6 protein-coding genes are annotated in these 4,661 nt (G+C 52.2%); 4 read left to right on the top strand and 2 right to left on the bottom strand.

The annotated features are described in order from the left end of the window. Positions 1 to 358: 358 nt before the first annotated feature. Positions 359 to 871, bottom strand: a complete 513-nt coding sequence (locus RR842_RS12015) for a universal stress protein (protein WP_332729880.1) — start codon at positions 869 to 871, stop codon at positions 359 to 361. Positions 872 to 941: 70 nt separating this feature from the next. Continuing rightward, complete coding sequence (locus RR842_RS12010) at positions 942 to 1,295, bottom strand: Hpt domain-containing protein (protein WP_332729879.1); 354 nt, start codon at positions 1,293 to 1,295, stop codon at positions 942 to 944. Positions 1,296 to 1,760: 465 nt separating this feature from the next. Between RR842_RS12010 and RR842_RS12005 the strand changes: the two genes are divergently transcribed. The 4 genes from RR842_RS12005 to RR842_RS11990 all read left to right on the top strand — a co-directional run. Continuing rightward, complete coding sequence (locus tag RR842_RS12005) at positions 1,761 to 2,639, top strand: ATP-binding cassette domain-containing protein (RefSeq protein ID WP_332729877.1); 879 nt, start codon at positions 1,761 to 1,763, stop codon at positions 2,637 to 2,639. 1 nt (position 2,640) lies between these two features. Further along, positions 2,641 to 3,315 (top strand): methionine ABC transporter permease, encoded by a 675-nt coding sequence (locus RR842_RS12000; protein ID WP_332729876.1) that lies wholly within the window; start codon positions 2,641 to 2,643, stop codon positions 3,313 to 3,315. An 83-nt stretch (positions 3,316 to 3,398) separates the two neighbouring features. Next, entirely contained in the window at positions 3,399 to 4,259 is an 861-nt protein-coding gene (locus RR842_RS11995) for a MetQ/NlpA family ABC transporter substrate-binding protein (RefSeq protein ID WP_332729875.1), read from the top strand. A gap of 193 nt (positions 4,260 to 4,452) precedes the next feature. Beyond that, positions 4,453 to 4,661: glutamine synthetase (locus RR842_RS11990; protein WP_332729874.1), on the top strand; the 209-nt coding region annotated here is incomplete at its 3' end.

The following is a 4,661-nucleotide window of genomic DNA, read 5'->3' as shown; positions in this document are numbered from 1 at the left end:
GGCTTAAGGAAACGACACAGACGGTTGTGGCGCTGGCGGTGCTGTGCTTCAACCTGAAGAAGCTCGAGAGGCTTCTTCAGGCCTTCATCCAGTGGGTCGCAAATGCGCTGCAATTGTTCACGCTGCTGCTGGTTCGCAAGAGCGGTCTGCTCCGGGATTGAAAATAGGGTCTGTTGCAGAGCAGACCCTATTATACCTTATCACCTGATCAAATTGATTTTTTGACAGCCTGCAGTTCGAATAAATCACATTTTAAAACGCTTACCGTGCGCCGTCATTTTAGAGAGGGCGTGAAAAGGGGCTGCATCACTTTTGATACAGCCCCAGTGGTGTAGTGAGAAGCGTACAGTGGTAGTACCTACTTATTGTCGGATTCCTTCTTCTTGTGGGGCTCCTTTGCAATAAGTACGGGGATCTCAGACGAGCGTAGTACGCCGTAGCTGACGCTGCCGAGCATGCCGCGCAACAGGCCAAGGCCGCGTGAGCCCATAATAATGAGGTCGCAGCTATGATCGTGTGCATAATCGTTGATGCCGTCTACGATGGAAGCGGCGTTCACCGCTATAATCTGCACGGGATTGGGTAGATTATCTAGCAGAGTGCCAATAGTCTTACTCATATCTTCCTTTTCGCGCGCCAAAGCGGCGTCGACAAGTTTGCAGTACAGATCGGGATCTACGGCAAGCGGAGGAACGCTTTCGTAAGGGTTGGCATCTAAGCCTAACGAGGGGGGTAGCTCAGACACGTAGAGAACGTCCACGACGTGAATGCAGATTCCGGGGTCTTCCTCTGCAAGGCCGCGGGCCATTTCGAGTGCGTGTACGGCATGTTCAGACTTGTCGAACGGAACGAGAATGTTGGAGAATCTCATTGCTGTCACCTCCATAAAACGCCTGATAAGTACTTGAAAATATTATAGCATGGACATCGCGGGTGCTGCGTTATGCAGAAAACCTTTCAAGCACCCGGGTTACTAAATCGCGCGCTTCTTTTAAAGGCTCCATGATTTCTTGGGCCGCTGCAAGGTCTCCCTCACGCAACTCCTCGCTGATAAGGCAAGAGGCACGGAATGAGAGGTTGCCAGCGATGCCCTTGAGGGAATGCGCTTCTCGAAATGCTTGTTCGATATCGCTGGCTTCCAGTGCCTTTTCAAGCGCCTCTATGTGCTGATCGTCGAGAAACTTCACGGCAAGGCGACGGTAAAGCGCCGCGTTGCCGCCGAATCGATCCATGGCTTCGGCATAATCGATGCCGCTCTCTGTCAGTATGCTTGCGTAGTCGTTTGTGGTGCTCATTAAACGGTCTCCCTCCGGTACTCTTGTGTATCTTATACCGTCGGCAAAGACGGATAAAAACTAAGTATAACCTCGGACAAGCGAAGACGAACCTCCTCTCCGCTTGTCCGTCATGCGGCTGTTACGTAGTGGGGTGGTGACGTGAGACGTCTTGGAGGATGCTTGACGAAAGCCGTTTGACATTTTTACCTGTTTAAAGAAGAATAGAAAACTGTGTTATCTGTATATCAGATAGCCAATCATGGAAGATTCGCATAAGTATCCCGAGAAGGAAGTCTTGACAGGTAGCGCTCATCCCGTAAGATACTCACCTATGAGTTCTCTTTTCGTACATACTATGGACATGCTGATGCCCAAGCCTGGGTTGGTTGGCTCGTGTGCCAACACTCAGGCCTAGCTTTCGCGTGGCTGCAACCTTTACGGGGCGGCCGCAATCCTGTACGAACGACATAGATCGAGAACACCATGATCCAGCTTGAACATTTGAAAAAAACTTATGGTGCCACTGAGGGTGCTCATCACGCGCTGCGTGACGTGAGCCTGGCTATTGAAGACGGCGATATCTTCGGTATTATCGGTGCATCGGGAGCGGGGAAGTCTACGCTCGTGCGGTGTATTAATCTGCTCGAACGGCCTACCGAGGGCCGTATCGTTATCGATGGTCGCGACGTGACTAACCTTGCGGGCAAGGATTTGCTGGAGTTGCGTGCCTCCATTGGCATGATCTTCCAAAATTTCAGCCTCTTTCAGCAACGCACGGTATTAGGTAATGTGACGTTCCCGCTTGAGTTGCGTCATGAGAAAAAAGAGGCCGCTCATTTGCGAGCCAGTGAATTGTTGGAGTTGGTGGGGTTGGGTGCCTTGGCCGACCGCTATCCGAGCCAGCTGTCTGGTGGACAGCAGCAGCGAGTGGCTATTGCTCGCGCTCTCGCGAACAACCCAAAGGTGATGCTTTGTGATGAGGCCACAAGTGCGCTTGACACGCGCACCACGGTGTCTATCTTGAACTTGCTGAAAGACATCAACAAGGAGCTAGGCGTGACCATGGTGGTTATCACTCACTCGTTGGCTGTGGCACAAAAGATTTGCAATCGCATTGCCGTGATTGATGAAGGTCGCATTGTGGAAGAGGGCTTTACCTCTGATGTGTTCTCGAATCCTCAAAGCTCCATCACCCGTGAACTTATTGCTTATGACAGTTTATCCAGCGAGCCTGACCAAGGAAGGGTTCCCGGGGTAGCTCGCACGAACGAGTGTCTTGGCGATGCTGCGACGACGGTGCCCACAGATGCAATTGATTCATCAACGAACTCCGTGGCGTGCATTGACGGGCAGGTGAAATAGCATGGATTTCCTCACGGCGTTTTTCGATCAATACGGCTTATTGCTGGCTCAGGGTACGCTCGACACCTTGATTATGACGGTGGTTGCCACTCTGTTCGCTTACCTCCTTGGCGTGCCTCTTGGTGTGGCGTTGGTAGTAACGGCTCCAGGCGGGCTGCGCCCCCACCGCGTCCTTAGTGCGGTGCTAGGTTGGATTGTTAATGTTGGCCGCTCCATTCCGTTTATTATTTTGTTGGTAGCACTTATACCCTTAACACGTATTATCGTGGGTACTTCACTGGGCGTTCCTGGCGCTATTGTCCCCCTGGTGGTGGCCGCGGCGCCTTTTGTGGGGCGCATGGTGGAACAGAGCTTAGCTGAAGTTGACGGTGGTCTCGTGGAAGCCGCGCAGAGTTTTGGTGCAAGTGTTTGGCAAATCGTGTGCAAGGTGTTTTTGCATGAGAGTCTGCCGTCGCTTATTCGTGGAGCATCCATCACCTTCATCACGCTGTTTGGGTACTCGGCCATGGCGGGTATGGTGGGAGCGGGTGGCTTGGGTGACATTGCCATCCGCTATGGCTACCAGCGCTATCAGGCCGACGTCATGGTGGCGGCACTTATTTTGTGCATCGTGCTTGTGCAGGTGTTTCAAAGCGCAGGAAACCTCGTCGCACGCAAGGTGGATAAGCGCAAGTAACAAACAGCGTGCTGCTTGTTAAAAAAGAACCTCGACTCACACTTTTGTGACATTTGATTTTCATTGAAAGAAAGGGAGACACCATGAAAGCGAAGACTATACTGAAGACGATTGCTACGGTGGCCATCGCGGGCGCTGCTTGTGCTGCGCTGGCCGGCTGCGGCAGCGGGGCGGCGGGCGCAAAGATAGCCGTGCCGTCCGACCCTACGAACGAAGCACGTGCGTTGTTGCTATTGCAGGACCAGGGTCTTATTAAGTTGAAAGACGGGGCTGGTCTTGAGGCGACCAAGAACGACATTGCCGAGAATCCCCACAACATTGAGATTGTGGAGATGGAGGCAGCATCGCTGCCTACTACGTTACCCGATGTAGACATGGCTGTTATCAACGGTAACTACGCTATCAGCGGTGGTATAGATACCGCTTCCGCACTTGCTCGTGAAGATACTGCATCCAAGGCGGCTGATAAGTATGCCAACGTGGTAGCCGTGCGTGCGGGCGACGAGAATAGCAACAAGATTCAGGCACTCGTCAAAGCATTACAGAGTGCCACGGCTCGCCAGTTTATAGAGAGTACGTATGACGGTCTAGTCGTGCCGCTTGATGTGACGGGCAACACCGAAATTGAGGACGCGAAGGGTGGCGATACCACGATTGTGGTGGGTGCCTCGCCCGCTCCGCATGCTGAGATTTTGGCGCAGGTGAAGGATATCTTGGCCAACCATGGCTACACGTTGGAGGTTAAAGAATTCACCGATTACATCCAGCCAAACGTGGCATTGGCAGATGGTAGCTTGGATGCGAACTACTTCCAACACATTGCCTATCTGGAAGACTATAATGCCAAAAATGGTACCAACCTTGTGTCTGCCGGTAAGATCCATTTTGAGCCCCTCGGTCTGTATCCCGGTAAGGTTGCAAACATCGAGGATCTGAAGAAATAGCCGTTTCACCCATCTGTGGATGAAGGCGTCTTTGGCACCGAAGTTCTCCTTGTGGTGTTGAACGGATTGCGTTACTGCACAAGACCCGGCCCTAAGCGCTGGGTCTTGTTTTTTGACTTACAGGCCCCAAAGGGCTTAGGACTGTTTTTGAGAAAATTCCTTGTGAAACGAAGCTGAAACACGGCGCGGTATAATGGATTACAAGAGAAAGGACGCGCCCATGACCGCGAACCCCGACCAAGACTTTGTCTTGAAGACCATCAAGAGCCGCGATGTACACTTTGTTCGCTTCTGGTTTACCGACGTACTTGGCACCATGAAGTCGTTTGCCGTTGTTCCCAACGAGCTTGACGATGCGTTTGCTGAGGGTATGGGCTTTGATGGAAGCTGTATCGAAGGTTT

The sequence above is a fragment of the Gordonibacter sp. genome (assembly GCF_036667095.1).
Lineage (GTDB): Bacteria > Actinomycetota > Coriobacteriia > Coriobacteriales > Eggerthellaceae > Gordonibacter.
Note: the sequence above shows the minus strand (reverse complement) of the source record. Positions and strands in the feature narration are given on the sequence as shown.

Coding starts and splice junctions, on each gene's coding strand:
- RR842_RS12000 (WP_332729876.1), top strand. CDS start 2,641: ATGGATTTCCTCACGGCGTTTTTCGATCAATACGGCTTATTGCTGGCT.
- RR842_RS12015 (WP_332729880.1), bottom strand. CDS start 871: ATGAGATTCTCCAACATTCTCGTTCCGTTCGACAAGTCTGAACATGCC.
- RR842_RS12010 (WP_332729879.1), bottom strand. CDS start 1,295: ATGAGCACCACAAACGACTACGCAAGCATACTGACAGAGAGCGGCATC.
- RR842_RS12005 (WP_332729877.1), top strand. CDS start 1,761: ATGATCCAGCTTGAACATTTGAAAAAAACTTATGGTGCCACTGAGGGT.
- RR842_RS11995 (WP_332729875.1), top strand. CDS start 3,399: ATGAAAGCGAAGACTATACTGAAGACGATTGCTACGGTGGCCATCGCG.